Raw genomic sequence first — 25,064 nt, 5'->3', positions numbered from 1 at the left:
TCTCGCGGCTGCGGCCGTCGACCAGGCGGTCGATCTCGGCTTGCGCCCGGGCGAACAGAGCTTCGAGCTGGCCGCTGCGGGCCTCGAACGCCTCGGCGAATTGGTGCTCGCGGGCCTCCATCATTCCGGCGATGGCCGGGCTCGCCTGCTCGATCACGCTCTGCAGGGCCTGGGTCCGGTGCTCGATCGTCCCGGCGATCTCGCGGCTGCGGCCGTCGACCAGGCGGTCGATCTCGGCTTGAGCCCGCTCGAACAGGGCCCGCAGGTCCGCGAAGCGCGCGTCCAGCAGGTCGGCCATGTCGGTGGGGGCAGCGTCGAGGGTCTGGCGCAGGCCCTCGGTCCGGGTCGTGATCGTGTCGGCGAGTTCCTGGCCGCGTACCTCCACGAGGTCGCGCAGACCGGCCTGGGCCTCCTCGAACAGGGCGCGCAGGCGCTGCGTGCGGCTGTCGAGCGTCGCGGCGAGCTGGCGCTCGCGGGTCTCGACCAGAGCGGTGACGGCGGCGGGCGCCTCCTCCAGCATCGTCCGCAAGGCCTGGATCTTGGTGTCGACCGAGGCGGCGAAGCGGCCACCGCCGCCCTCCACCACCGCGTCGAGGGCGTTGTGGGCTTCCTCGAACAGGGTCCGCAGACCCTGGGCGCGGGCATCCAGGGTCTCGGCGAGACGGTTGCCGCGGCCCTCGACCAGGTTCTCCAGGTGACCGAGGCGCTCGTCGAACAGGCTGCCGAGCGCCTGCGTCCGGGAATCCAGGCTGCCGGCGGCGCTGCCGAAGGCTTCCTCGACGGCGGCGATCAGCGCGCGGCCGCGGGTATCCAGAGCCTCGTTGAGCGGGCCCATGCGGCCGTCGAGGGTGCTGGCCAGGGTGCCGGCATGGCCGTCCAGCATCACGCGGATCTGGTTGGTGCGGTCGTCGAGCAGGCCGTGGACCGAGCGCACGCCCTCGTCGAGCAGGCCGCTGATGTCGGCGGTGCGGCTCGACAGGGTGTGGCCCAGGCGGCCCTCGCCGGCCTCGAGCATGCGCTCGGCATCCGCGATGGTCTGCTGGAGCTTGGCCAGGACGCTCTCGCCGCGCTGGTCGATCAGCTCGGCCAGCGAGGTGCCGCCGCGGTCGAACAGGCGCGCCAGCTCGGTGATGCGGCCGCCGATCGCCCCGAACACGGTCCGGCCCTTCTCGTCGAGCTCGCTCGACATGGCGGTGATGCGCTCGTCGATCAGCTTCGCCAGCAGCTCCGAGCGCTCGGCGAAGGCCGCGCGCACGGCCTCGGTGCGGGCGGAGAGGGCCGCGTCGGCGCTCTGGGCCCGCTCGTCGACCAGCTGGACGATCTCCTGGATGCGGCCCGACAGCGAGGCTTCGAGGACGCGCGTCGATTCCGCAACGGCGCCGGTGAGGGTGCCGATGCTGTCGGCCATCGCCTTGTCGATCCCGCCGGTCCGATCGGTGATCGTGGCGACCAGGTCGCGGGTCCGGCCGGCCAGCTCCTCGTCGACCGCGCGGGTGCGCGCCTCGATCAGGCGGATCGCCTCGAAGGCCTGCACGCCGAAGCTCTCGTCCACCAGGCGGGCGCGCTCCTCCAGGGCGTTGGCGATCTCCTGCAGGCGATTGATGACGCCCGCGTCGAAATGCTCCGCGCTGCCCGCGATGCGGCGGGCCATCTCGGCGGTGCGCCGGTCGATATCCTGTCCGAGCCCTTCGGCCCGGCCATCGAGCATCGCGACCAGGTTGCGGCTGCTCTCGTCCATGATCCGGGCCATCTCCCCGGTCCGGGCGGCCAGCGCCTCGTCCAGGGCCTTGCCGCGGGAGTCGATCCGGTTGTCGACATGGTCGACCAGGTTGGCCACGAGCTCGCCGATCTCGGCCGCGCGCTTGGCCGAACGCTCCTCCAGGGTGCCGAGATGGGTCTCGACCAGGCTGCCGGCCTCGCGGGCGCGGGTCGCGATGGTCTCGGCCACGGCCTGGCCCTTGACGGTGATGAGCCGGTCCATCTCCTCCAGTCGCGCCCCGACGGTCTCGCCGAGATGGGCCGTGTCGCGGCCGATGCGGTCGGCCAGGATGTCGCCGCGGGCGATGGTCTCCTGCAGGGCGGCAAGGCGGCTGCCGAGCGTCTCGTCAATGGCCCGGACACGGCCGTCGGCGGTCTCGGCGAAGCTCGCGCCGGTCTGGCTGAGCGTGTCGGCGATGCGGGCGCCCTGGCTCGCCACCGCGAGCACGATGTCGCGGCCGGTGCCGCTGATCCGGGTCTGGGTCTCCTCGGCGTGGCTGGCCAGGAGCTCGGCGACGCCCTTGCCGTGCGCGCCGAAGGCCGCCTCCATCTCGCCGATGCGGGCGGCGAGGTCGTCCGAGATGGCGCGGGCGGCCTGCGACAGGCTGCCGGTGGCATCGTTGGTGTGGGCCGACAGCTCGCGGTTGAGGTCGTCCAGGGCGGCGCGCAGGGCGGTCAACGCCGCGGAACCGCGCTCGCCGAACTCGGTGCCGGCCCGGTCGGCGGCGTCGCGGAAGCGGGCGAGCAGGCTCGCGGTCTCGGCCTCGACGGCGCTGGTCACCTCGGCCGAGCCGTGGCGCAGGGTCTGGAGGGTATCGACCAGGCGGGCGGAGGCGTCGCGGGTATGGGCCTCGACCTCGCCGGTGACCGCGCTGGCGGAGCCACGCAGGGACTGGACGGCGGCGGCGGCCCCGGCCTCGAAGCCGTGGCCCAGCGCCGAGAAGGCGGATTCCAGGGTCTGGGTGGCAGCCTGGGTCCGGTCGGTGATGTGGCCGCCGGCGCGCTCGGCCGCGGCTTCGACGCGGGTCTCGAGATCCGAGGCCTGCACCGTCACGGTGTCGTGCAGGCGCGCGGCGATCCCGTCCATCCGCTCGGCCAGGGCGTTGCCGCGCTCCGAGATCGTCTCGGCGATCCGCTCGGCGGTGCCGATCAGCTCGTCGCGCACGGTGCCGGCCTGGTTGGTCAGCGTCTCGCCGACGCCGCCCATGGCAAGCGCGAGGGCGGCCTGCGCGTCGCGGCCGCGGCTCTCGATCGCCTCGGCGACGGAGAGGCCGGCATTCTCGATCTCGCTGCGCAGCGCCAAGCCGCGGCCGGCGATGTCCTGGGTGAGTGCGGCCCCCGTCTCGGCGAAGCGCGCGGTGATCTGGGTCCCCATCGCGCCGAAGCGCTCCGTCAGCTCGGAGCCCCGCGACAGGAAGGCGTTCTCGAGGCCGATCACCGAGCGCTCGAAGCTCTCGCGCACGACGCCGCCCTGGCGCTCCAGGGTCTCGCTCACGCGCAGGCCGGTCTCGGCCAGGCTCTGGGCCACGGAGGCGGTGCTCTCGGCGATCCGCCCGGTGAGGGCATTCCCGGTTGCCTCGAAGGCGCCGCTCACGTCGCGGGCGCGGGTCTCGAAGGCCCGCGTCAGGGTCTCGCCGACCTCCAGCAGGCTGCCGCGCACGCTCTCGCTGGTGTTTGCGAGGCTCTCGATCAGCTCGTCGCCGCGCCCGGTCATCAGGTTGACGACCCGGTCGCCCGCGTCACCCAGGGAGGCCGTGATGGCGGCGCCGCGGGCGTCGAGCGCCCCGGTCACGCGCTCGCCGGCGCCGGTCAGCGCCATGACGATCCGCTCGGACGCGCCTTCCAGCTCCTGGCTCAGGCTCTGGTGCGAGCCGGTGATCGCGCCGCGCACGCGCTCGGCGTTGGTGACGATGGATTCCCGCTGGGCGACCAGTTCCTCGACCAGGGAGCGGATGCGGATCTCGTTGTCGGAATAGGCCCGCTCCAGCGTGGCGATCTCGCCGCGGACCAGGGTCTCCAGCTCGCCGGCTCGGGCGAGCGCACGCTCGACGCCGTCGCCGACCGCGGCGACTTCCCGGCGCACGGTCTGCGACATGGTCAGGACGGCATCGGTGGAGAAGCTTTCGGGCTCGGCCAGGCGCACCGCGACCTCGCCGACCGCACGGGCGACAAGGCGCATCTCCTGGGCCCGGGCCGCCAGCATGGCGGCGATCACGAACAGGACGACCGGGCCGAGCAGGGCGGCGGCGCCCACCGTCGCCTGGAGGGCGGTGAGGCCCGAGACGACGCCGCGCAGGTCGCCGCCGGATTGCAGCCAGGCGACCAGAACCAGGCCGGCGATCCAGGCGAGACCGGCCAGAAGCGCGAACAGATAGGGCTTGGGCGAGGACCGCACTCGCAGGGTTTGCTGCAGGATGCCGATGTTGCGCCGGTCGTCATTCGCCACCAGCGAACGGTCGGGCGGCAGCAGGCCGCCCTCGCGCCGCGGGCGCTCGCGGCCGGGCGGGGGCAGGTCGGAAGCCAGCGGCGGGTCGAGGTCGAGGCGCGGCGGCGTCTGGCGGCCGGCCGGATCGAGGGCGCCGTCGAGCAGGGGATCGGCATCCCCGACATCGGGCAGGCGCGGCTCGGCGCGGCTTTCGGTGCCGGTCGGCGTCAGGGCGTCGAGGTTCAGCGCCTGCTCGATCGCAGAGAGCGCGGCCTCGGCCGGGTCCTTCAGCTTCTTCTCGGTCGCCATTCAACGCCTCGTCACACGGGTTTCACCGGCACCTGGGGAGGCTGATGCCAGAGACGCAACGTCCCGTTTACCATTACAGGATTAGACGCGGACACCGATTGCCGATACCCGAGCCGCCGGCCGACCCCAGAAACCGTTACCGGTATGGTTACTGGCGCCGCTGCCTTCCGGCCCCACCATCTTGGCGCAGATGAGGGTCCCTGCGCGATCCCCGTCCAGCGAATCGGGGGGTGAATCATGGGGATCGGTTCGGCAACCCCCAGAAGATTGCGGATTCCGGGAGTGCGAGCATGCTGGCCATCGACCGTGCGGAGCTCGATGCGCAGACCGGCGGCGACGCGGCGCTGGCTCATGAGGTGCTGGCGCTGTTCGCCGGCCAATGCCGCTCGATCCTGCCCCGGCTCACCGACCCGGCCCTGCCGGTCCCCCAGCGCGCCGACCTCGCCCACACCCTGAAGGGATCGGCCGCCGGCGTCGGCGCCACGCGGGTCCGGGCCTGCGCGGACGCCGTCGAGGCACAGTTGCGCGCCGGCGCCGAGCCGGCCGCGCTCGACGCGCTCGTTCAGGCCGTCGCGGCGGCGCTGGCCGAAATCGAGCCCGCGCAGTGAGCTGACGTCCTCGCCGAACGGGTATCCCCTCAGGTATCCCCTTGGGCGACGCACGCTCTAAATCTGAGGCGCGCGTTCCGACCGAGCGCGCCGATGCGGCGATCGATCCGGAACGGACCGCCGCCGCCGCGCTTGCATTCCATGGCCTCAGCCGCCAAGCAGTCACCCCGCCCGTCGAAGCGAGGCCGCTCGACGCGAGCCCGGAGCCGAGCATGCCCAAGATCACTTACGTCGACCACGCCGGGACGGAGAGGACCGTCGAAGGCAGCGTCGGCGCGACCGTGATGGAGACGGCGTTGCGCAACAACGTCCCGGGCATCGACGCGGAATGCGGCGGCGCCTGCGCCTGCGCCACCTGCCACGTCTACGTGGCCGACGATTGGATCGACGTCGTGGGCAAGGCCCAGGACATGGAGCAGGACATGCTCGATTTCGCCTCCGACGTGCGCGAGAATTCCCGCCTGTCCTGCCAGATCAAGATCGCGCCGAACCTGGACGGGCTGGTCGTCTCGACTCCGGCGCAGCAGGGGTAGCAGCCCTCACCGCACCAGCGCCCGGGCCGCCGCGTCGAGCCCGTCGAGGGTCAGGGGGAACATGCGACCGCCTACGAGCCGCTGCACCATCCCGATCGACTGGGTGTAGCCCCAGTGGGTCTCCGGCACCGGGTTCAGCCACGCCGCCTTCGGAAAATGGTCGAGGAGCCGCTGCATCCACACGGCGCCGGGCTCCGCGTTCCAATGCTCCACCGAGCCGCCCGGCGTGGCGATCTCGTAGGGGCTCATCGAGGCGTCGCCCACGAACACCACCCGGTAGTCGCTGCCATAGGTGCGGATCACCTCCGGCAGCGGGGTCCTGGCCTCGTGCCGGCGGCGGTTCTCGGTCCAGACCGCCTCGTAGGGGCAGTTGTGGAAGTAGTAATGCGCGAGGTGCTTGAACTCCGAGCGCGCCGCGGAGAACAGCGCCTCCGCCTGCTCGATGTGCCAGTCCATCGAGCCGCCGACGTCCAGGAACAGCAGCACCTTGACCGCGTTGCGCCGCTCCGGCCGCAGCCGCACGTCGATATAGCCCTGGCGGGCGCTCTCGCGGATCGTGCCGTCGAGGTCGAGCTCCTCCGCCGCCCCGGTCCGCGCGAAGCGGCGCAGCCGGCGCAGCGCGATCCGCATGTTGCGCGCGCCGATCTCGCGGTCGTCGTCGAGATCCTTGAATTCGCGCTTGTCCCAGACCTTCACCGCGCGGAAGTTGCGGTTCCCGTCCTGGCCGATCCGGATGCCCTCGGGATTGTAGCCATAGGCGCCGAACGGTGAGGTCCCGCCGGTGCCGATCCACTTCGAGCCGCCCTGGTGGCGCTCCTTCTGCTCGGCCAGCCGCTGCTTGAGCGTCTCGAACAGCTTGTCCCAGCCGAGCGCCTGCAATTCGGCCTTCTCGGCCTCGGTTAGGTACTTCTCCGCGAGCTTGCGCAGCCATTCCTCGGGAATCGCCGTGGGCGCCACCGCCTCGCCGAGGGTCTCCAGCCCCTTGAACACGGTGCCGAACACCCGGTCGAACCGGTCGAGATGCGCCTCGTCCTTCACCAGCGCCGTGCGCGACAGGAAATAGAAGGCCTCGACGTCGTGCTCGGCCAAGCCTCGCTCCAGGGCGCCGAGCAGGGTCAGGTACTCCTTGAGAGAGACGGGAACCTTGGCATCCCGGAGGGCCGTGAAGAACTGCAGCAGCATCCCCGAAGAACGCGCCAGCAAAACGCCGGGGTCAAGCCCGGCGAATCAGCCAAGTTCAGGCTGGGCCCGGCGGGACTTCTAGGCCTGTTCTGCGGGTCGTCGCCAATGGTCGACAAGATTCAGGCAGGGGCAAAGGCCTCGTCCAGGGGCACCCGGAGAGTCTTCAGCGGGCGCGGAGACTCATAAGTTGGGCATAAGTCGCCGAATCTGTTGATATGTGCGCGGCCAAGCCTCGAGCAGTCACTGAAACCGTCACGGGAAGCGCTCAACTCGGGGCATCAGGTGTGTTCAGCCGCGAGGACGCGTGCCGCACCAAGCGAAGCGAGGAGACCTGCAATGGCGGTCATCCTGCGGAATCTGACGGATTTCAAGCGGTTTCTCGGGAAGCCGGGCGCGACGATTCAACTGGTGCGCAACACCTTCATGGATCGCCAACCCGAATCGACCCGGGAGGCCTACCGCGCCAAGGGCATGTACGCGCCGCGCGCCGTGCAGGCTCTGTCGCGCAAGGCCGCGGTGTTCACCCTACGGGGGTTCCCCGGGACCGTGTGGCTGTACTGGGACAAGGGGGCGCGGGGCTGGCGCTTCTCGGGGGACACCGTGACCGTCCCCCTGGTCACCGGCCTCGGGCCGGCGGACGAGCTGGTCTACCGGTGCAGCTTCGCCGATGGTTTCGAGCCGGCACCGCGCAACCGCGTGTCGCGGCAGCCCAAGCACGCCGAGGTCCATCTGGCCCCGGCCTGAATCGGCCGGCTCAGGCCCGCTCAAGCCTCTTGGCGCGCGGCAGCAGCCTCCTTCTTGGCCAGCGGCTTGCCGAGGGCCTTGCCCACCGTGCGCCGGGCCCGGAAGATCGGCTTGGCCTCGTTCTCGCGCTTCTTCAGAAGCGCGCGATACTCGTCCCGCCGTTCGTGGATCGACGCGATGACGAGGCCCATCGGCACGCCGACATCGACCAGCACCGCCTCCGACAATTGCAGGGAGGCCTCGATCGTCTCCGGCACCGCGTCGTCGACGCCGAGCTCGTACAGGGCCGAGGCGTGGCGGGCATCGCGCGCGCGGGCGACGATCGTCAGATCCGGCCGCTCCGCCCGGGCCGCCGCCACCGCCTGCTCGACCGCCCGCGGGTTGTCGAGCGTCACCACCAGGGCGCGCGCCGTGGCGATGTCGCAGCGGCGCAGGATCTCGGTGTTGCCGGAATCTCCGAAATAGACCGGCGCACCGGCGCGGCGCTGCTCGGCGACCCGCGCCGCATCGGAATCGAGGGCGAGGTAGGGGATCCCGTGACGGTCCAGCATCTCGGCGACCTGGCGGCCGACGCGGCCGAAGCCCGCGATCACCACCCGGTTCTCGACCTTGTCGGGCAGCGGCTCCGACTTCATGGCGGCCAGGCCGGCGCTGGTGGCGCGCCGGCTCAGCCGGCGGCCCAGGGCCGCGAGCGCCGGGATCATGATCATCGTAACCGTGGTCACGATCAGGGCGGCCGCGCCGACATCCTCCGGGACCAGCCCGGTGGCGATCGCGCCGCCGATCAGCACGAAGGCGAACTCGCCGCCGGGCCCGAGCAGCAGGGCCGCCTCCAGCGCCACCGGCCGGGAGATCTTGAGGGCGGGGGCCGCCATCATCACCACCGCGGCCTTGATCAGGACCAGGGCCAGCGACAGGCCGATGATCGCCCCGGGCGCCGCCATGAGCTGGGCCGGGTCCAGGTTCATGCCCACCGAGACGAAGAACACGCCGAGGAGCAGGCCCTTGAACGGGTCGATCGTCGCCTCGATCGCCCGGCGATACTCGGTCTCGGCGAGCAGCAGCCCGGCCACGAAGGCGCCCAGCGTCATCGACAGGCCGCTCGCCGCCGCCGTCAGCGCGGTGCCGACGATCACCAGCAGGCAGGCCGCCATGAACAGCTCGGTGGAGCGCGTCCGCGCCACGAGCTGGAACAGCGGGCGCAGGGCGAGGCGTCCGGCGATCACGATCAGCACCAGCGCGATGGCGGCCTGGCCCAGCGCCATGGCCAGCGCCCAGCCCTTGTCGCCCTCGTCGCCGCGGCCGAGGACCGCGATGGCGAACAGCACCGGGGCGACCGCGAGATCCTGGAACAGCAGGACCGCGAAGCTGGCGCGGCCGGAGGGGGCGTTGAGCCGCTTCTGCTCGGCCAGGACCGGCAGCACCACCGCGGTCGACGACAGGGCGAGCCCGATGCCGACGATCACCGCGCCGGCGAGCGGCACCTGCAGCCCGTACAGGATCGCCCCGAGGATCAGCGTCGAGCAGCCGACCTGCAGCGAGCCGAGGCCGAAGACGAGCCGGCGCAGGGTCCGCAGACGCTCCCACGACAGCTCGACCCCGATCATGAACATCAGGAAGATCACCCCGAACTCGGCCAGATGCGAGATCTCGGTGCGATTGCCGATGGTGAAGAGGTGGACGTAAGGATGCGTGTCGGCCAGCCGTCCGAGGCCGAAGGGGCCGAGCAGGGCTCCGGCGCCGATGAAGCCCAGCACCGGGGAGATCCGCAGGCGGTGGAACAACGGCACCACGATGCCTGCCGTCACGAGGAACAGGATCGCTTCCTTGTAGGAGCCGGCATGGACCTCTGGCATCGGCGGCGGATCGAACCTCCTGTTTCCGGCCGGTGCGGAGGCCGATCACGGATGCGCGATCATGGGTCGACCCCGCCCCCTGGGCAACCGCTTTTGCGATCCGCAAGGCCGGCAAGGTGCGCTCGGACACAAGCCGGATACACACTTGAGGTGAGACATTTCCGCCACCCGGACGACGTTTGCCGACGATCCACCGGGGAATGGGTGCGGTGCGGCCCAAAATCGGCACAATGCCCGCATACACGCTGGAGTTAACCGGCAGTTAAGTTCGGCCCAGGCCGCGCCTTCGACGATACGATTGAGCCCACGACTGGACCCGATGGATGTGACGAGGCCGATGATCTCCATCAAGTCGATATTCTCTGGCCCCAAGGCGCCCCCGAGCCGCGACCTCGCGCGCGAGCGCCGCGAGTGGAAGCTCGAATCGGATCGGTGGCAGCACCAGCGTCACGTCGACCGCGGCTACCGGATCAAATGGGGCTACGTCGCGATCGCCTACCTGGTCGAATTCATGGTGATCGGCGCCTCGCTCTGGGGGGCCTGGCTGTTCGCGGGCGTCTACAGCGACGGCGACTGGCACGCCTTCTACTTCATGCTGCTGGCGCCCCTGGTCTACGCTGCCGTGGAGCTCTGCCGGGTGCCGCTCGGCATCCTGGCCCGGACCCAGCGCTCGCATTTCGTGCGCGGACTCGCGGTGCTCGGCATCATCTTCGCGGCCGGGGTGACCACTAAGTCGGTGTCGCAGCTCGGCGAGATGATGTTCCATCCCCGCCTGATGGAGGCTGCCAGGACCAAGACCGCCCTGAAGGACGCCCAGGCCGACCGCGCCACGATCGGCGACCGCATCAAGGCGGCGGACGAGCGGGTGGCGCAGTACACCGCCGAGCTCGACCAGATCGAGAAGCGGTCCTCCGACAATGCCCAGCAGCTCGCCGGCCTCCCGGCCCAGCGCTGCGAGCGGGTGTTCGGCACCAACAGCAAGGGCCGCAAGTACCAGAACCTGAAATGCGTGGCCGATCCGCGCGTGGCCGCCCTGTCGGCGGGCGTCACCAAGGCGTCGGCCGACCGCGCCGCCCTGATCAAGAGCCTTGAGGAGGCCCGCAAGGCGCGCGCGACGCTCGATCCCGGCGCCGCCGACCGGCGCGTGGCCGATGCCGAGCAGGCCTACCGGAACGCGGTCAACCGCTCGCAGCTGCATTCCTTCACCGCGATGGTCTACGGCGTCGACCCGATCGACGTGACCGAGAGCCAGGTCCACGCCTTCCTGCGCATCTTCGTGTTCCTGCCGGCCGTCTGCGCCGCCTTTGCATCGACCATCCTGGCGCTCTGCGCGGTCTCGACCCGCCGGACCTTCATGGATGAGGACGACCTCGGCGCCGCCGTGAACCCGGAGGCCGCGCCGTTCATGCTCGACGCGATCGCCGATGCGCTGCGCTCGAACCCCGAGCCGATCCTGCCCCGGGCGGCCAACGCCACGGGCGCGGTGATCCCGATGAACCGCCCGGCCCAGGGCCAGCAGAGCCTGCCCGGCCAGACCCTTCCGGGCCAGCAGACCCTACCTGCCGCGGGAGCCGGCGCATGAACTACGTCGCCGGCGGGACCCCTGAGAACGTCGCCCTCGCCCAGCAGGTGAATTCGCGCCTGCGCGCGGATTCGAGCTACGTCGCGGCCCGGGCCTTCCTGTTCCGGGCATTGGGCTTCGGCGCCTTCGCGTGCCTGGCCGGCATCGGCGTCGGGGCGGCGGCCTATGGCTGGGCGACCCTCAACCAGTTCGACACGGCCGCCGAGAAGATCGCCGCCGCCATGCAGGCCGCGCTCTCGGACGTGACCCTGAAGACCAAGGGCGAGGTCACCCTGACCGACAACACGCTCAAGCTCGAGGGCCTGCCCAAGCTCGGCGGCGGCACGCCGACACCCACCAAGGCGCAGCTCGGCAGCGATGCCGCCCCGGCCTCGAAGGCGGCGGTGAACACCACCTTCACGGTGTTCAAGCAGGTGCCCTATCTCGACGGCCAGATCGTCACCGGCTGGAACTTCAAGGACAACGCCGACCAGCCCTACCAGCAATATTGCTACTTCTCCCGCCGCTCCAACGAGTCGAAGGGTCAGGTCGAAATCAAGATCGACCTCGCCATGGACACCAAGACCCTTCCTCAGCCGCAGAAATCCGACGTGAACCTGGAGATCCTGGCCCGGAACTGCGTCTGGCACGAGAAGGGTTGAGGCGAACCCAGGAATGACCCGCGGATCCAATCCTCAGCCTCATCCTGAGGTGCCGGAGCGCAGCGGAGGCCTCGAAGGAGACCTCCAGAACGCACCGCGATCCCTGGAGCCCTCCTTCGAGGCCCGCTGACGCGGGCACCTCAGGATGAGGGGATGGATTGGAAACAGCGTCGCGCTTGCGGCACGCCGCCACCCCGCGCTACCCGTGCCCCCAGGCCAGCCTCTCCGAGACCGCGATGCGATTTTCCGGAACCGAGTCCTACGTCGCGACCCCCGACCTGACCGCCGCGGTCAACGCCGCCGTGGTCCTGGAGCGTCCGCTCCTGGTCAAGGGCGAGCCCGGCACCGGCAAGACCGTGCTGGCCGAGGAGATCGCCAAGGGGCTGGGCGCGCCGCTCATCGTCTGGAACATCAAGTCGACCACCAAGGCCCAGCAGGGGCTCTACGAGTACGACGCGGTCTCGCGGCTGCGCGACTCGCAGCTCGGCGACCCGCGGGTCTCGGACATCGGCAATTACATCCGGCGCGGCAAGCTCTGGGAGGCGTTCACCGCCCCCGAGCGCCCGGTGCTGCTGATCGACGAGATCGACAAGGCCGATATCGAGTTCCCCAACGACCTCCTCACCGAACTCGACCGGATGGAGTTCCACGTCTACGAGACCGGCGAGACCGTGGCGGCCGTGCGCCGGCCGATCGTGATCATCACGTCGAACAACGAGAAGGAGCTGCCGGACGCGTTCCTGCGCCGCTGCTTCTTCCACTACATCAAGTTCCCCGACGCCGAGACGCTGATGCGCATCGTCGAGGTCCACTATCCGGGCATCAAGCACCGCCTGGTCGAGGAGGCCCTGCGGGTCTTTCTCGAGACCCGCGAGGTGCCCGGACTCAAGAAGAAGCCCTCGACCTCGGAACTGCTGGACTGGCTCAAGCTCCTCGTCTCCGAGGATATTTCCCCCGAGACCCTGCGCGAGCGCGACGGCCGCAAGCTGATCCCGCCGCTGCACGGCGCGCTCCTGAAGAACGAGCAGGATGTCAGCCTGTTCGAGAAGCTCGCCTTCATGATGCGCCGGGAGCAGCGGGGCGGCTGAGCCTCAGCCGACCCGACCGGAATAGATGTCGGTGATCTGCCCCAGCAGCTTCAGGGCGTCGGCCTTGGAGCGTTGGAAGGCGTTGCGGCCGACGATCGAGCCGAAGCCGCCGCCCGCCTGGATGGCGCGGATCTCGTCGAGGAACTTCGATTCCTCGGTCTGGGCGCCGCCCGAGAAGATCACGATCCGCCGCCCGTTGAAGGCGCATTGCACCACGTGGCGCACCCGCTCGGCCGCGGTGCCGATCGGGATGCTGGTGGATTCGTAGACCTTCTTGGCGGCCGCCTGCTCGATATGGGCGGTGGGCAGCTTGACCTTGATGATGTGGGCGCCGAGCTGCGCGGCGATCTGCGCGGCGTAGCCGATCACGTCGATGGCGGTCTCGCCCTCCTTCGACAGGGCCGAGCCCCTCGCATAGGACCAGATCACCACGGCGAGCCCGGCGTTCTTGGCCTCCTCGGCGATCTCCCGGATCTGGCCGTACATGGCGTTGCGGTGGGCCGAGCCGGGATAGATCGTGAAGCCGATGGCGCCGGCACCGAGCCGCAGCGCGTCCGCCACCGAGCCGGTGATCGCCTGCTCCGGGTCGTCCTCGTCGGCCAGCAGGTCGTGGTTGTTGAGCTTGAGGATCAGCGGGATCCGCCCGGCATAGTCGCGCGCGCCCGCCTCCAGGAAGCCGAGCGGTGCCGCGTAGGCGCTGCAGCCCGCCGCCAGGGCGAGCTCGAAATGGTAATGCGGGTCGTAGGCCGGCGGGTTCGGGCCGAAGCTGCGGGCAGGGCCGTGCTCGAACCCCTGATCGACCGGCAGGATCAGCATCTTGCCGGTGCCGCCGAGACGCCCGTGCTCCAGCATCCGGGCGAGGTTGGTGAGCGTGCCGGGGCTGTCGGCCCCGTACCAAGACAGGATCTCGGAAACGCGGGGCGATCGATCCATCGGGCGACCTCCTTCGACAGGGACCGCCGGCTATGGCTTGTCCTGCATCGGCGGCCCAGGCTTTCGAACCGGACAAGGCCGCCGAGGTTCCCGCGCGCCGCGCTTTGAGCTAACCCGGCCCCGACAACATTGCAGCGCGCCAGGCGCCTGCCGCCCCCCAGGCCGAGAAGGACTGAGCCCCATGCGCAGGTTGATTCTGCTGCGGCACGCCAAGTCGGACCGCCCGGCCGGCGTCGCCGACCACGAACGGCCGCTCAACGACCGCGGCCGCCGGGCCGCACCGGCCGTGGGCGCCCACCTCGCCGAGGCGGGCATCAAGCCCGACCTCGCCCTCGTCTCCACGGCGACCCGCACCCGCGAGACCTGGGATGCAATCGCCGCCGCCCTCGGCACGTCGGAGATGCGATCCCACCGCGAGATCTACGAGGCGCCGGCCGAACGGATCCTCGACGTGATCCGGGGCGCACCCGATACGGCGCAGACCGTGATCGTCGTCGGGCACAATCCGGGCCTGGGCGACCTCGCCACGGCCCTGGCCGGGGAGGGGCCGCGCAAGGAGCGCACGCGCCTCGCCACGGAATTCCCAACCGCCGCCTACGCGGTGATCGATTTCGACGCCGCGACCTGGTCGGCGATCGGCCCGAGCCAGGGACGGCTCGAGCGGTTCGTGCGCCCGCGGGACATCGACCCCGAGCTGGGGGGCTGAAACCCCTCGACTCGCACCGCAAAAGTCCCGGTTTCAAAAGGTCTTCGACCTTTTGCGGGTCCAGGGCGGAGCCCTGGCGCATCGGGGCTCCGCCCCGACACCCCGCCAAAGGGCTCGACCCTTTGGAAACCCGCCATGACGCGGAGGCCGCAGCCGCTCAGGCCACCGGCACGGCGTGATGGGCCTCCACCTCCTGATGGGAGGGCAGGGGCGAGCCCGGTACGAAGGCGTCGAAGGCCGCCCAGAAGTCCTGCCGGATGGCGTCGCGCTCGCTCAGGATCTCGTGCCGGGAATCCGGCAGGACCAGGATGTGGCCGGCCTTCATCCGGGCCGCGAACCGCTCGGTGTCCAGGGTCCCGCAGACCGGGTCGGCGCCGGCCGCGACGATCAGGGTCGGCAGGGTGATGCGCGGGGCGGCGCGCGGGTCGCGCAGGCGCGCCATCGCCCGGAACGCCTCGGCGAGCCAGGCGATCGTCGGATCGCCGACCGCGCCGGCGCCGACCTGCCGGGCCGCGGCCGCGTTGCGGGCGTAGCGGACGGGATCGCGCGACAGGCGGTTGCCTTCATAGGGCTTGGTGGCGATCGAGACCGGCTTGCCGAAAGGGATATAGCGGTCGCCCAGCCCGATCCGGTGCAGCGCCCGCGACAGGAACGCCGCCCCCGCGGGCCAGCGCACCATCCGGACCGAAAGCATCGGTGCCACCGTCACCAGGCGCTGGAACGGCAGCCAGCCGTCGAGCGCCCCGATCAGGGCGACGCAGCCGCCCATCGAGTGCGCCAGGCCGACATGCGGCTCGGGCATCAGCGGCACCAGAATCGTCTCGGCCACCGCCTTCAGGTCGAGGCGGTAATCGTCGAAGCGGGCGACGTGGCCCTTGTGCGGGTCGCCGACCCGCCGGTCCGATTCGCCCTGGCCGCGCCAGTCGAACGCCACCACGGCGAAGCCGCGCGTCCGCAGATCCTGGATGGTCTCGTAGTACTTCTCGATGAACTCGGCCCGACCCTGGAGCAGGCAGATTGTGCCCCGGCAGGTCCGCGCCGTGGTCTGCCAATAGGCCACCCGCAGGGTGCAGTCGTCGCGGGTGCCGACCGCGATCAGGGTGCCGCCGGGCGGCACCGGATTGTCGGGCGTGCCGCGCAGGGTCAGGAGCGGCGGCTCCCGCCCAATCTCGCCGTCGAACCGTCTCACGGGGCCACCTCCCTGCGTCCGCGCGCCGGTGTGACCGTAGCCGAAAAAATCTCGGATTCGGCCCTTGCCGCGGGTCTTGAAGGCCGATTTTCCACCCCCGATATCTCGGTTGTGCCGGCCGTCAGGCGGCACGAAAGACGGGTCCGGCCCATCGGGCGGACCAGCCCTGCATGTTGCTCGTACGAGGATATGTCATGCGTCAGTTCGATCTCGCCCCCCTGTATCGTTCCACCGTCGGTTTCGACCGTCTGTTCTCTGCCCTCGACCAGTTCGCCACCGCCGAGGCGGCGCCGACCTACCCGCCCTACAACATCGAGCGGACCGGCGAGAACGCCTACCGCATCACCGTCGCGGTCGCCGGCTTCACCGAGTCCGACCTGTCGATCGAGGTCCGGGAGAATGCCCTCACCCTGAAGGGCGAGCGCAAGGCTGAGACCAAGGCGGAGTTCCTGCACCAGGGCATCGCGGCCCGCTCCTTCGAGCGCCGCTTCCAGCTCGCCGACCACGTCCAGGTGACCGGCGCGGCGCTGGAGAACGGCCTCCTCCACATCGACCTCGTGCGCGAGGTTCCGGAGGCGAAGAAGCCCCGCCGCATCCAGATCGCCACGGCCGGCACCCCGTCCGCGCCGGTGATTGAGGGTGACGTGCGCAAGGACGCGGTCCAGCAGGCGGCCTGATCCGGCCGCCGGCTTGAGAACCCGCTAGCGTGATGGAGCGCCCCGGCCCAGGCCGGGGCGTTTTCTTGTTGCGGCTGTCATAATGACGTGTGGGCTTCGTGCTCTTTAATGGGTCCGGACGGTGCACGCTCGTGCACCTGGAGTGAACCCGACCATGGTCGCCAATCTCGCCCGCGGAGCCTACAGCGCGCTCGGAGCCGGCTGGCAGAAGGGCGTGCAGTGGGGTGTCGGCGCGCCGATCGCCAAGCTGCGCCGGCGCCACGCGCTCGCCCAGCCCGGGCCGGCCGGCATCGCCGACGTCCTGTCGGCCGAGCGGGCGATCCGCCTGCCCGAGCCGTTCGAGGGGCGCAGCCTGGGCCGGATCGGCAATCTCGAGGTGCGGCTCGCGTCGAAAAAATCCGAGATCCGCCGCGCGCAGCGCCTGCGGTTCAAGGTCTTCTACGAAGAGATGGCGGCGATTCCGACCGGCCTGGCGGCTCTGTCGCGACGCGATGCCGACGGTTACGACGCGCTCTGCGACCACCTCCTGGTCCTCGACCATGCCGCGCCGCGGCGGAAGAAGCCCTTCGTCGAGCACCACCCCAAGGTGGTCGGCACCTACAGGTTGCTGCGCGGCGAGGTCGCCGAGCGCCATGCCGGCTTCTACTCCGAGGGCGAGTACGACCTGGAGCCGATCCTGGCGGCCCAAGGGCATCGCCGGCTGCTGGAGCTCGGCCGGTCCTGCGTGCTCAAGCCCTATCGGAGCAAGCGCACCGTCGAGCTGCTCTGGCAGGGGATCTACGCCTATGTCCTGCACCACCGGATCGACGCGCTGATCGGCTGCGCCAGCCTGGAGGGCACCGATCCGGACCGGCTGGCCCTGCCGCTCTCGTTCCTGCACCACCATGCCCGCGCCCCGGAGGAGTGGCGCGCCCGGGCCCTGCCGGAGCGGGCGGTGGCGATGGACCGGCTGCCGCGCGAGGCGGTGGACCCCAAGGCGGCGCTGCAGGCGCTGCCGCCGCTGATCAAGGGCTATCTCCGGCTCGGCGCGACCTTTGGGGAGGGCGCCGTGGTCGACCACCAGTTCGGCACCACCGACGTGTTCGTGGCGCTCCCGGTCGAGGCGATCGGCGCCCGCTACCGCGGGCATTTCGCGCCGGCGAACTGAGCCCGTAAAGATCCCGGATCCAAAAGGTCTGGGACCTTTTGCGGGTGCAGGGCAGAGCCCTGCAAAAGCCCCTCAGAGACCGGTGAACTCGGGGCTGCGCGCCCCGAACCCCGCCAAAGGGCTCAAGCCCTTTGGGATCCCTGTCGCCACTACAAATCCCCGAGCGCCAGCTGGCCCTGGTTGCGCGCCTTGGCGGGCGCCTTCGGAGCGGCGGCCTTGCGCTCCTTGGGCCGGGCTGCGGCCAGGGGCGGCTTCTTCGGCTTGGGGTCGCCGCGCATGCGGGCGAGCGCCTTGTCCCGGGCCACCGCCTCGGGGGACTGGGGATCGTCCGACAGCCACTTGCCGCGCTTGATCACCTCGTTGACCCGGCCCTGGTTGACCCCGACCTTGAAGGCGATCTCCTGCTGGGTCATGCCCGTGGAGGCGTGCAGGTCGAGGATCGCCCGGGCGAGCTCGGGCGTCATCTTCTGGCCGGTCAACCGGCGGGCCGGCTTGACCGTGCGGGTGGCGCGGTCGCGCTCGCGCAGGCGCTCCAGCAGCGCCAGCGCCATGTTCATGCCATGCTCGCGCAGGGCTTCCTCGAATTCCTTCAGGGTCGCCATCGGCGCCATCCTCCGCCGGGCTCGTGGGCCGGTTCTGTCGGGGGGAACGTGCCGGGAACGCGGCGGTTGCGCAAGCGCCCCCGGCCGGTGCCGTGGGCGGTGCCGGTGGACGGGCGATGTCATCCACCGGAAATGCGGCCCCTGGCCTCCCGGCGGCGGCTCGGCTACAGGATTGCGCCCGTTCGGCTAGGCAGGCTCAGCCCGCACCAGATGATCAGCCCGATCCGCACAGTCGCCCCCGGCGAGACCTCCGAGTCCCTGTCCCGGGAGCTGGAAGCCGGCGCGGTGCTGCTGTTCCCGGACCTGCCGTTCCCCTTCAGCGCCTTCGAGCGCCGGTTCACCGAGCGGCCCTTCGCGGACGGCAAGGCCAAGAACGTCAACATCCGGGGTGAGGCCGCAGAGCTGCGCGGCGCGGCCGGCACGCCCGAGGAGCAGGAAGCCCTGCGCCAGCTCCTGATCCGCTACCGCGCCTTCGCCCGGGACCTGATCGGCACCTACCTGCCGGACTATGCCGACCGGGTGACCCTGGCCGGGACCTCCTACCGCCCGTTCGACGTCGACCGGCGCAAGCTCAGTTGGCGGCGCGACGACACGCGGCTGCATGTCGACGCCTTCCCGTCGAACCCGATCGGCGAGAAGCGGATCCTGCGGGTGTTCCGCAACATCAACCCGGCAGGCGAGCCGCGCCGCTGGCGGGTCGGCGAGGATTTCGGGTCGATGGCGGAAAAGTTCCTGCCGCGGCTGCCGCGCTATTCCCCGCTCGCGGCGCGCGTCCTCGCCGCCCTGCGGATCACCAAGGCCCGGCGCTCCGAATACGACCACCTGATGCTGCACCTGCACGATGCGCTCAAGCAGGACGAGACCTATCAGGCGAGCGCCCCCCAGGCCGATGTGGCGTTCCGGCCCGGCGAGACCTGGGTGACCTTCTCCGACCTCGTGATGCACGGGGCGATGGGCGGCCGCTACATGCTGGAGCAGACCGCCTACCTGCCGGTCGCCGCCCAGGCGGATCCGGCCTTGAGCCCGCAGCGCATCCTGGCGACCAAGCTCGGCCGCCCCCTCCACGCCTAGGCACACACGAGCGAAGGACCCGACACCATGATCCTCGAAATCGCGCAGATCGAGATCAAGCCCGGCATGGAGGCGGCGTTCGAGGCCGGCATCACCGAGGCCTCGGCGATCTTCAAGGCGGCCAAGGGCTGCCGCGCCTTCGAGGTGCGCCGCTCGATCGAGCATCCCCAGCGCTACCGCCTGATGATCCACTGGGACACGCTGGAAGCCCACACCAAGGACTTCACCGGCTCGCAGCCCTGGCAGGATTACCGCGCCCTGGTCTCGCACTGCTTCGCCGGCTCGGTCTCGGTCGAGCACACCGAGCAGGTGATCAAGGCGTTCTGATCCGTTTCGGATGTCGCGCCGGGACGGGGCGCGACGACGGGCATGGTCTTCAGATGAAGGACTGACCGAAGTCGGTCCACCTCGTCGTCCCGGGGCCGCGAAGCGGAGCCCGGGATCCTGGCCCCGACGTGCCAAGGCCTCGCACGGAGGGCGGCGTGACGGAACCCGGCAGGGCAGGGGCGGTGCAGGCGGGCCCGAGGCGTTGCGGCGGGCCTTGCAGGTGCTAGGCTCCCCGCCGACCGGTCCCGGGGCGAATCGCCCGGGATTCGGGACCGATGGGGGCAGGCGTATGGCGTGGCGGAACCGGGTCGCGGGTGCTCTGGCGCTTCTGGCCGGCCTGGCTTCCGGGCCGACCCTCGCCCAGACGGCACCGGCCCCCCGGCCCGCCCCGCGGCCGGCGGCCGCCCCGGTGCCGGCCTTCAAGAAGGATTTCGTCCGGTCCGATCTCGCCAGCGCCGCCGTGCGGCTCGAGGCGACGCTCAAGGCCAAGGCTGGGGGGCCGCTCAAGCCGGCCGGCCAGTCCCGCGCCGCCGGGCAGACGCTGCTTGCGGCCAACAAGCCGGATGAGGCGCTCGGCCCGCTCACCGCGGCCGTGGCGGCGGACCCGGCCGACATCCGCAACTGGCAGGCTTTCTCCCGGGGCGCCGCTGCGGCCGCGGCGTTCCTGGAGGAGGGCGATTACCAGGGCCGCGCCCGCCTGCAGGAACAGGCCGTGGCGGCGGCTTACCGGGCCTACGAGCGGTCCGGGTCACCCGCCGACGCGGCGGCGGCCCTGGCGCAGCTCGGATCCGCGCTGACCGCGCAATCCGCGTGGCGCCCCGCCCTGGAGGCCTACGCCGCCAGCCTCGACCTCGACGACGTCCCGGCGACCCGCGAGACCTACGAGGCCCTGCGCGCCGAGCACGGCTTCCGCGTCCTCGGCTACAAGGTCGATGCCGATGCCGCCGCGCCGCGGCTGTGCTTCACCCTCTCGGAGCCGGTCCTGCCCAAGACGGATTACGCCCCCTACGTGGCGGTCTCGGGCAGCAGCAGCGCCGCCGTGACGGCGGACGGATCGCAGGTCTGCGTCGACGGGCTCAAGCATGGCGGCCGCTACGCGGTGGTCCTGCGCGAGGGCCTGCCCTCGACCGTGGGGGAGAGCCTGCTCAAATCCGCCGATTACGAGGTCTATATCCGCGATCGCTCGGCGCAGGTGCGGATCACCGGCCGCAACTACGTCCTGCCCCGCACCGGACAGGCGGGCGTGCCCCTGGTCTCGGTGAACGCGCCGAAGCTCGACGTGGAGGTGCTGCGCATCGGCGATCGCGGCCTGCTGCCGACCCTGCGCTCGGAGGATTTCCTGGGCCAGCTCAGCGGCGCGATCGCGCACACGCTGGCGTCCGAGAAGGGCATGCGCGTCTGGAAGGGCACCCTCGACACCGTCAAGGCCGAGCTGAACCAGGAGGCGGTGACCGCCTTCCCGGTCCTGCAGGCGGTGGGCAAGCTGGAGCCCGGCATCTACGTGCTGCTGGCCCAGCCCTCCGGCACGGGTGCGCGGGACGAGGACGGCTACGAGAGCCAGGCGACCCAGTGGTTCGTGGTCTCGGATCTCGGGCTCACCGCCACGAAGGGGCGGGACGGCGTCCATGTGGTCCTGCGCTCGCTGGCCTCCGCCCAGGTGCTGCCGGGGGCCGAGATCCGGCTGATCGCCCGCAACAACGAGGTGCTGGGCACCGCCAAGACCGACGCGCAGGGCCATACCGCCTTCGATCCGGGCCTCGCCCGCGGGGAGGGGGGCGCCGCCCCCAGCCTGGTGGTCGCCCAGGCGGGGGACGATTACGGCTTCCTCGACCTCAATCTCGGTGCCTTCGACCTGACCGACCGGGGCGTGAAGGGCCGACCCGAGAGCGGCGGGCTCGACGCCTACCTGTTCACCGAGCGCGGGGTCTACCGCTCGGGCGAGACCGTGCAGATCACCGCCCTGCTGCGCGATCCGCGCAACGCGGCGGTGCCCGACCTGCCGCTGACCCTGGTGGTGAAGCGCCCGGACGGGGTCGAGTACCGCCGGGTCTCGGTGCCGGACCAGGGGCTCGGCGGCCGGGCGCTGCCCCTGCCGCTGCTGTCGGGGGCCATGCACGGCACCTGGCGGGTCTCGGCCTATACCGACCCGAAGGCCCCGGCCTTGGGCACGACCAGCTTCCTGGTGGAGGATTACGTCCCCGAGCGCCTGGAGGTGACCCTCAAGGCCGCCCAGGCCGCGCTGCACCGGGGCGAGGACGCGCAGGTCGACGTCGCCGCGCGCTACCTCTACGGCGCCCCCGGCGCCGGGCTCGACGTGTCGGGCAGCGTCGTGGTGCAGGCGGCATCCGGCAGCGGCATCAAGGGTCTGGCGGAGTACACGGTCGGCCTCGACGACGAGACGGTGGAGGCGAGCGTGCAGGAGCTCGCGACCCACGCCACGACGGACGCTCAGGGCCACGCCACCGTCACCGTGCCCCTGCCGCAGGTGGCCGCGCCCCGGCCCCTCGAGGCCAAGATCACCCTCGCGGTCGGCGAGCCGGGCGGCCGGGCCCTGTCGCGCAGCCTCACCCTGCCGATCCTGCCCTCCGGGCCGGTGCTAGCCCTCCGCAAGACCTCCCCGGACCTGAAGGAGGGCGACCGCGCCACGTTCGAGGCGGTCTTCGCCGCCCCGGACGGGACGCTGCTGGCCCGGCCGGGGGTGACCTGGACCCTGTCGCGGGTGGAGCGGAGCTACCAATGGTATCGCTCGGACGGCCGCTGGTCGTTCGAGGCGGTCAAGACCAACCGGCGGGTCGCCAGCGGCAGCCTCGACCTCGCGGCCGGGGCCCCGGGCCGGATTGAGGCACCGGTCGCCCAGCTCGGCCGCTACCGGCTGGAGATCGCCACTTCGGGCGCCCCGGAGGCGACCGCGAGCCTTGGCTTCGATGTCGGCTGGGGCGGCTCGGAGACCGCGGACGCGCCGGACCTGCTCGACCTCACCCTCGACAAGGCCGCCTACGCGGCGGGCGACACGCTGCGGGCCAAGCTCAGCCCGAAGTTCAAGGGGCAGGCCAGCCTCATGGTCGTGAGCGACCGGGTGCACGAGACGATCGAGGTCAGCGTTCCGGCAGGCGGCACCACCGTGAGCCTGCCGGTCAAGGCCGAGTGGGGCGCGGGCGCCTATCTGGTCGCCACCGCCTACCGACCCCTCGACCAGGCGGCCAAGCGCCTGCCGGGCCGGGCGCTGGGGCTCGCCTGGTTCTCGGTGGACCGCGAACGGCGCAGCCTGGGCGTCACCCTCAAGGCACCCGAGCGCACCCGCCCGCGGCAGGACCTGACCATCCCGGTGCAGCTCACCGGGCTGAAGGCCGGCGAGGCGGCGCGGATCACCGTGGCGATGGTCGATGTCGGCATCCTCAACCTGACCCGCTACGAGGCGCCGAACCCGACCCAGTACTTCCTGGGCCAGCGGGCCCTGGGGCCGGAATTCCGCGACCTCTACGGCTACCTGATCGACGGCATGCAGGGCTCGGCCGGGGCGATCCGCTCCGGCGGCGACGCGGGCGGCGGCGACCTCGCCGACGCGCCGCCGACCCAGGCGCCGCTCGCGCTGTTCTCCGGCGTCGTGACCGTGGGGCCGGACGGGGCCGCCAGCGTGACCTTCCCGCTGCCGGCCTTCAACGGAACCGGCCGGGTGATGGTCACCGCCTGGAGCGGCAACCGGGTCGGCCAGGCACAGGCGGACGTGATCATCCGCGACCCCGTGGTGCTGACCGCGACCCTGCCGCGCTTCCTCGATACCGGCGACCGCTCGCGCCTGTTCGTGGCGCTCGACAATGTCGAGGGCCGGGCCGGCGACTACACGGTGGACATCGCTCCGTCCGGGCCGATCCTGCTCGGCGCCGGCGCCCTGCGGCAGACAATCCGGCTGGAGGCCGGAGGCCGAGGCCAGGTCGCGATCCCGATCACCGCCGCGGGGCCGGGCACCGCGCGGCTGGACCTCGCCCTGTCGGGGCCGAACCTCGACGGTCATCTCGGCCAGAGCTTCTCGCTCGGCGTGCTGCCGGGGACCGGGGCGCTGCTGCGCCGCACGGTGCGCAACCTGGCGCCCGGGGCCGGCCTGACGGTGAGCGCCGACCTGCTGGCCGACCTGCTGCCCGGGACCGGCAGCCTCTCGCTCTCGGCCTCGGCGCTGCCGGGCCTCGACGTGCCGGCCCTGCTCCAGGCGCTCGACCGCTATCCCTACGGCTGCTCCGAGCAGATCGTCAGCCGGGCGATGCCGCTGCTCTACGTCAACCGCCTGGCCGGGCTCGACAAGCTCGCCCTCGACGGCAACGTGGACGACCGGGTGCGCGAGTCGATTGAGCGGCTGCTCGCCCGGCAGGATGCGAGCGGCGAGTTCGGCCTGTGGTCGGCGCAAAGTTCAGGCGACGTCTGGCTCGACGCCTACGTAACCGACTTCCTCACCCGCGCCCGGGAGCGCAGCTTCGCGGTGCCGCAGCTCGCCTTCACCCAGGCCCTCGACCGCCTGCGCAACACCGTGGCCAACGCCACGGAGGTGCGCGACGGCGGCGCCGACCTCGCCTACGCGGCCTACGTGCTGGCCCGCAACGGTCGGCCGGTGATCGGCGACTTGCGCTACCTCGCCGACACCAAGCTCGACGCCTTCGGCTCCGGGCTCGCCCGGGCACAGCTCGCCGCTGCCCTGGCGCTGCTGGGTGATCGGGGCCGCGCCGCCAAGGTGCTGGATTCGGCACTCACCCTGCTGAGATCCCAGCGGGATTCGGGCCAGTACCGGGCCGATTACGGCTCCCGCCTGCGCGACGGGGCCGGGGTGATCGCGCTGGCGGCCGAGAGCGGGCTCACCCAGACCGCCCTGGCCCCGGTCGCCGCGGTGATCGGAGAGGAGCGGCAGGACCTTCTTCGGTCGACCAGCACGCAGGAGAATGCCTGGCTGGTTCTGGCCGCCGAGAACCTGTCCAAGGAGGCCGAGTCGCTATCCTTCAGCCTGGACGGTGCGGCGCAGACCGGGCCGCTCGCCCGGATCTACCGGAGCCCGGCGCTCGAGGGCCGCAGCGTCTCCCTGGTCAATACCGGCCGGGTCCCAGTCCAGGTGATGCTGGGGGTGAACGGCAACCCGCTGGTGCCTGAGCCCGCCGCCGCACAGGGCTACACGGTCGAGCGCACCTTCCACCGGCTCGACGGCAGCGTGGTCGATCCCGCCCACGGCCTGCGCCAGAACGACCGCCTCGTGGTCGTGCTCAAGGTCACCGAGGACAAGGCCAGGGATGCCCGGCTGCTGCTGGTCGATCCGCTGCCGGCGGGGCTGGAGATCGACAACCCGAAGCTGCTCGATTCCGACGCCCTCCAGGGCCTCGCCTTCGCCAAGTCGGACGTGGAGCCGGTCCATACTGAGTTCCGCGACGACCGCTTCGTGGCCGCCTTCGATCGCAACCCCAGCCAGTCGGCGTTCTTCACCGTGGCCTATACGGTCCGGGCGGTCTCGCCGGGCACCTACGTGCATCCGGGCGCGTCGGTGGAGGACATGTACCGCCCGGCGCGGTTCGGCCGGACCGCGACCGGGAGCGTCGAGATCGGGGCGGCGCGCTAGGGCTCCGACTCGGGCGGTCGGCACCGGGCGGTCGGCACCGGGCGGTCGGCACCGGGCGGTCAGGACGAGCCGCCGAATCGCGGACGCACGCGCGAT

17 protein-coding genes and 1 pseudogene are annotated in these 25,064 nt (G+C 71.4%); 12 read left to right on the top strand and 6 right to left on the bottom strand.

Annotated features, from left to right (window positions below; genetic code table 11):
- A pseudogene (locus AKJ13_RS20050) lies at positions 1 to 4,492 on the bottom strand (hypothetical protein); the annotation flags it as partial.
- 290 nt (positions 4,493 to 4,782) lie between these two features.
- Here AKJ13_RS20050 and AKJ13_RS20045 point away from each other — a divergent pair.
- Positions 4,783 to 5,100 (top strand): Hpt domain-containing protein, encoded by a 318-nt coding sequence (locus tag AKJ13_RS20045; protein ID WP_050734947.1) that lies wholly within the window; start codon positions 4,783 to 4,785, stop codon positions 5,098 to 5,100.
- 212 nt (positions 5,101 to 5,312) lie between these two features.
- Positions 5,313 to 5,633 carry a 2Fe-2S iron-sulfur cluster-binding protein gene (locus AKJ13_RS20040; RefSeq protein ID WP_007568306.1) on the top strand — a complete coding sequence of 107 codons (321 nt, stop codon included), beginning with the start codon at positions 5,313 to 5,315 and terminating at the stop codon, positions 5,631 to 5,633.
- Between the two features lie 6 nt (positions 5,634 to 5,639).
- On the opposite strand, the gene AKJ13_RS20035 is transcribed toward AKJ13_RS20040, so the two are convergent.
- Positions 5,640 to 6,815: a VWA domain-containing protein gene (locus tag AKJ13_RS20035; protein ID WP_050734946.1), complete on the bottom strand. Its 1,176-nt coding sequence runs from the start codon at positions 6,813 to 6,815 to the stop codon at positions 5,640 to 5,642.
- A 336-nt stretch (positions 6,816 to 7,151) separates the two neighbouring features.
- Between AKJ13_RS20035 and AKJ13_RS20030 the strand changes: the two genes are divergently transcribed.
- A complete protein-coding gene (locus tag AKJ13_RS20030) occupies positions 7,152 to 7,559 on the top strand; it encodes a hypothetical protein (protein WP_050734945.1) in 408 nt (135 codons plus the stop codon).
- 20 nt (positions 7,560 to 7,579) lie between these two features.
- Here AKJ13_RS20030 and AKJ13_RS20025 read toward each other — a convergent pair whose 3' ends face one another.
- Positions 7,580 to 9,415 carry a cation:proton antiporter gene (locus tag AKJ13_RS20025; protein WP_050734944.1) on the bottom strand — a complete coding sequence of 612 codons (1,836 nt, stop codon included), beginning with the start codon at positions 9,413 to 9,415 and terminating at the stop codon, positions 7,580 to 7,582.
- A gap of 319 nt (positions 9,416 to 9,734) precedes the next feature.
- Here AKJ13_RS20025 and AKJ13_RS20020 point away from each other — a divergent pair, with 319 nt between their 5' ends.
- The 3 genes from AKJ13_RS20020 to AKJ13_RS20010 all read left to right on the top strand — a co-directional run bounded on the left by AKJ13_RS20020 (position 9,735) and on the right by AKJ13_RS20010 (position 12,726).
- Entirely contained in the window at positions 9,735 to 10,997 is a 1,263-nt protein-coding gene (locus AKJ13_RS20020) for a hypothetical protein (RefSeq protein WP_007568311.1), read from the top strand.
- The gene (locus tag AKJ13_RS20015; RefSeq protein WP_007568312.1) at positions 10,994 to 11,638 is read left to right on the top strand and encodes a hypothetical protein; all 645 of its coding nucleotides are present in this window, start codon (positions 10,994 to 10,996) and stop codon (positions 11,636 to 11,638) included. The genes AKJ13_RS20020 and AKJ13_RS20015 overlap by 4 nt, the downstream gene beginning before the upstream one ends.
- 236 nt (positions 11,639 to 11,874) lie before the next feature.
- On the top strand, positions 11,875 to 12,726 hold the full coding sequence (locus AKJ13_RS20010) for a MoxR family ATPase (protein WP_050734952.1): 852 nt from the start codon (positions 11,875 to 11,877) through the stop codon (positions 12,724 to 12,726).
- A gap of 3 nt (positions 12,727 to 12,729) precedes the next feature.
- Here the strand turns inward: AKJ13_RS20010 and AKJ13_RS20005 are convergent, their stop codons facing one another.
- The gene (locus AKJ13_RS20005) at positions 12,730 to 13,659 is read right to left on the bottom strand and encodes a class I fructose-bisphosphate aldolase (protein WP_050734943.1); all 930 of its coding nucleotides are present in this window, start codon (positions 13,657 to 13,659) and stop codon (positions 12,730 to 12,732) included.
- Between the two features lie 181 nt (positions 13,660 to 13,840).
- Between AKJ13_RS20005 and AKJ13_RS20000 the strand changes: the two genes are divergently transcribed.
- Positions 13,841 to 14,365 (top strand): histidine phosphatase family protein, encoded by a 525-nt coding sequence (locus AKJ13_RS20000; protein ID WP_050734942.1) that lies wholly within the window; start codon positions 13,841 to 13,843, stop codon positions 14,363 to 14,365.
- Positions 14,366 to 14,522: 157 nt separating this feature from the next.
- Here AKJ13_RS20000 and AKJ13_RS19995 read toward each other — a convergent pair whose 3' ends face one another.
- On the bottom strand, positions 14,523 to 15,554 hold the full coding sequence (locus AKJ13_RS19995) for an alpha/beta hydrolase (RefSeq protein WP_082317035.1): 1,032 nt from the start codon (positions 15,552 to 15,554) through the stop codon (positions 14,523 to 14,525).
- A 194-nt stretch (positions 15,555 to 15,748) separates the two neighbouring features.
- Here AKJ13_RS19995 and AKJ13_RS19990 point away from each other — a divergent pair, with 194 nt between their 5' ends.
- Both AKJ13_RS19990 and AKJ13_RS19985 read left to right on the top strand, forming a co-directional pair.
- Positions 15,749 to 16,231 carry an Hsp20 family protein gene (locus AKJ13_RS19990; protein ID WP_007568319.1) on the top strand — a complete coding sequence of 161 codons (483 nt, stop codon included), beginning with the start codon at positions 15,749 to 15,751 and terminating at the stop codon, positions 16,229 to 16,231.
- A 154-nt stretch (positions 16,232 to 16,385) separates the two neighbouring features.
- Positions 16,386 to 17,378: a GNAT family N-acyltransferase gene (locus tag AKJ13_RS19985; RefSeq protein ID WP_050734941.1), complete on the top strand. Its 993-nt coding sequence runs from the start codon at positions 16,386 to 16,388 to the stop codon at positions 17,376 to 17,378.
- Positions 17,379 to 17,527: 149 nt separating this feature from the next.
- Here the strand turns inward: AKJ13_RS19985 and AKJ13_RS19980 are convergent, their stop codons facing one another.
- A complete protein-coding gene (locus AKJ13_RS19980) occupies positions 17,528 to 17,980 on the bottom strand; it encodes a hypothetical protein (protein WP_050734940.1) in 453 nt (150 codons plus the stop codon).
- 210 nt (positions 17,981 to 18,190) lie between these two features.
- On the opposite strand from AKJ13_RS19980, the gene AKJ13_RS19975 reads away from it, so the two are divergent.
- The 3 genes from AKJ13_RS19975 to AKJ13_RS19965 all read left to right on the top strand — a co-directional run bounded on the left by AKJ13_RS19975 (position 18,191) and on the right by AKJ13_RS19965 (position 24,968).
- A complete protein-coding gene (locus AKJ13_RS19975; protein WP_050734939.1) occupies positions 18,191 to 19,051 on the top strand; it encodes a Kdo hydroxylase family protein in 861 nt (286 codons plus the stop codon).
- A 27-nt stretch (positions 19,052 to 19,078) separates the two neighbouring features.
- Positions 19,079 to 19,378, top strand: coding sequence for an antibiotic biosynthesis monooxygenase family protein (locus AKJ13_RS19970; protein ID WP_050734938.1), 300 nt, complete (start codon positions 19,079 to 19,081; stop codon positions 19,376 to 19,378).
- A 289-nt stretch (positions 19,379 to 19,667) separates the two neighbouring features.
- Positions 19,668 to 24,968, top strand: coding sequence for an alpha-2-macroglobulin (locus AKJ13_RS19965; RefSeq protein WP_050734937.1), 5,301 nt, complete (start codon positions 19,668 to 19,670; stop codon positions 24,966 to 24,968).
- Positions 24,969 to 25,064 lie beyond the last annotated feature (96 nt).

The sequence above is a fragment of the Methylobacterium sp. ARG-1 genome (genome assembly GCF_001262595.1).
GTDB classification, from domain to species: Bacteria; Pseudomonadota; Alphaproteobacteria; order Rhizobiales; family Beijerinckiaceae; genus Methylobacterium; species Methylobacterium brachiatum.
Note: the sequence above shows the minus strand (reverse complement) of the source record. Positions and strands in the feature narration are given on the sequence as shown.

Excerpts from the sequence above, each read along its gene's own strand:
- AKJ13_RS20045 (WP_050734947.1), top strand. The coding sequence starts at position 4,783 with ATGCTGGCCATCGACCGTGCGGAGCTCGATGCGCAGACCGGCGGCGAC.
- AKJ13_RS20040 (WP_007568306.1), top strand. The coding sequence starts at position 5,313 with ATGCCCAAGATCACTTACGTCGACCACGCCGGGACGGAGAGGACCGTC.
- AKJ13_RS20035 (WP_050734946.1), bottom strand. The coding sequence starts at position 6,815 with ATGCTGCTGCAGTTCTTCACGGCCCTCCGGGATGCCAAGGTTCCCGTC.
- AKJ13_RS20030 (WP_050734945.1), top strand. The coding sequence starts at position 7,152 with ATGGCGGTCATCCTGCGGAATCTGACGGATTTCAAGCGGTTTCTCGGG.
- AKJ13_RS20025 (WP_050734944.1), bottom strand. The coding sequence starts at position 9,415 with ATGCCAGAGGTCCATGCCGGCTCCTACAAGGAAGCGATCCTGTTCCTC.
- AKJ13_RS20020 (WP_007568311.1), top strand. The coding sequence starts at position 9,735 with ATGGATGTGACGAGGCCGATGATCTCCATCAAGTCGATATTCTCTGGC.
- AKJ13_RS20015 (WP_007568312.1), top strand. The coding sequence starts at position 10,994 with ATGAACTACGTCGCCGGCGGGACCCCTGAGAACGTCGCCCTCGCCCAG.
- AKJ13_RS20010 (WP_050734952.1), top strand. The coding sequence starts at position 11,875 with ATGCGATTTTCCGGAACCGAGTCCTACGTCGCGACCCCCGACCTGACC.
- AKJ13_RS20005 (WP_050734943.1), bottom strand. The coding sequence starts at position 13,659 with ATGGATCGATCGCCCCGCGTTTCCGAGATCCTGTCTTGGTACGGGGCC.
- AKJ13_RS20000 (WP_050734942.1), top strand. The coding sequence starts at position 13,841 with ATGCGCAGGTTGATTCTGCTGCGGCACGCCAAGTCGGACCGCCCGGCC.
- AKJ13_RS19990 (WP_007568319.1), top strand. The coding sequence starts at position 15,749 with ATGCGTCAGTTCGATCTCGCCCCCCTGTATCGTTCCACCGTCGGTTTC.
- AKJ13_RS19985 (WP_050734941.1), top strand. The coding sequence starts at position 16,386 with ATGGTCGCCAATCTCGCCCGCGGAGCCTACAGCGCGCTCGGAGCCGGC.
- AKJ13_RS19980 (WP_050734940.1), bottom strand. The coding sequence starts at position 17,980 with ATGGCGACCCTGAAGGAATTCGAGGAAGCCCTGCGCGAGCATGGCATG.
- AKJ13_RS19975 (WP_050734939.1), top strand. The coding sequence starts at position 18,191 with ATGATCAGCCCGATCCGCACAGTCGCCCCCGGCGAGACCTCCGAGTCC.
- AKJ13_RS19970 (WP_050734938.1), top strand. The coding sequence starts at position 19,079 with ATGATCCTCGAAATCGCGCAGATCGAGATCAAGCCCGGCATGGAGGCG.
- AKJ13_RS19965 (WP_050734937.1), top strand. The coding sequence starts at position 19,668 with ATGGCGTGGCGGAACCGGGTCGCGGGTGCTCTGGCGCTTCTGGCCGGC.